The sequence below is a fragment of the Lysobacter enzymogenes genome, assembly GCF_017168095.1.
In the GTDB taxonomy this organism is placed as follows: Bacteria; Pseudomonadota; Gammaproteobacteria; order Xanthomonadales; family Xanthomonadaceae; genus Lysobacter; species Lysobacter enzymogenes_D.
In genome coordinates this window covers 1-983 of the sequence record NZ_LXSD01000569.1, presented here as the reverse complement: position 1 = coordinate 983, position 983 = coordinate 1, and the positions used below count along the sequence as shown (strand labels likewise).

Below are 983 nucleotides of genomic sequence, written 5' to 3'. Positions count from 1 at the left end.
CGGAGCGGCCGGCAGCAGCAGCGGCGTGCGCAGCAGCGCGCCGAGGTCGGCCGCCAGCGCGGCGGGGCCGCCCGGCCATTGCAGCGCCAGCAGTTCCGCGTCGCCGGCGTCGTCGCCGAACGCGCGCCACAGGTCGACGGCGATTTCGTCGTGCAGCTCGCGCTCGCTGCCGATCAGTTCGGGCGCGGCGAACGGCTGGCCGGTTTCCAGCGCGTGCTCGGCCAGCACCCGCGCGCAGAAGCCGTGGATGGTGACCACCGCGGCCAGGTCGATCTCGCGCGTGGCGCGCTGCAGGCGCGCGCGCAGCGCCGCCTCGCCTTCGATCCCGGCTTGCGCGCGCACCAGCGTGCGGGTCAGCGCGCGCTCGGCATCGTCGTCGGCCGGGTCCAGCGACGGATCGTCCGCGGCGATGCGCGCGGCCAGCAGCAGGCGCCGGCGCAGGCGTTCGCGCAGTTCCTGGGTGGCCGCATCGGTGAAGGTCACCGCGAGGATGCGGCCCACGCCGAGGCCGCGTTCGATCACCAAGCGCGCGACCAAGGTCGCCAGGGTGTAGGTCTTGCCGGTGCCGGCGCTGGCCTCGATCAGGCGCAGGCCGTCGAGCGGCAGGTCGAGGAACGGATCCCTCGCCGCCGCATCGCGCGAAGCCGGATCGTGCGCGGCGCTCATGCGGCGTCCTCGTCGCGGCCGAGCACGACCGCATCGAACACCAGCTTGGCGATGCCGCGGAACTGCTCGCCCAGCTCGGCGTCGGCGAACGGGTCGCGCCCGCGCAGCGCCAGGCGCACGCCGGGCTGGCCGCCTTCGCCCCAATGGCGCGGGCCGCCGTGCCATTGCGCTTCGGCCTTGGCCCAGCCGTCCTTGACCTGCATCGCCGCCTCGTACCACAGCCAGCCGGCGCGCGGCAGGAACGGCAGCGGCAGGCGCAGGCCGTAGTCGCGCAGGCGCAGCAGCGCGGCCAACGCGGCGCGCGCGCGCGGCGGCGG

The 983-nt window shown here is 76.1% G+C and carries 2 protein-coding genes; both read right to left on the bottom strand.

The genetic code is table 11. From position 1 onward, the window contains the following. Window positions 1-666 (bottom strand): UvrD-helicase domain-containing protein (locus tag A7A76_RS22220; RefSeq protein WP_206413358.1); only part of this gene is annotated, 666 nt, incomplete at its 3' end. Beyond that, window positions 663-983, bottom strand: a 321-nt coding sequence (locus A7A76_RS22215) for a hypothetical protein (protein ID WP_206413357.1), incomplete at its 5' end; no start/stop codon positions are given. The genes A7A76_RS22215 and A7A76_RS22220, both read right to left, overlap by 4 nt.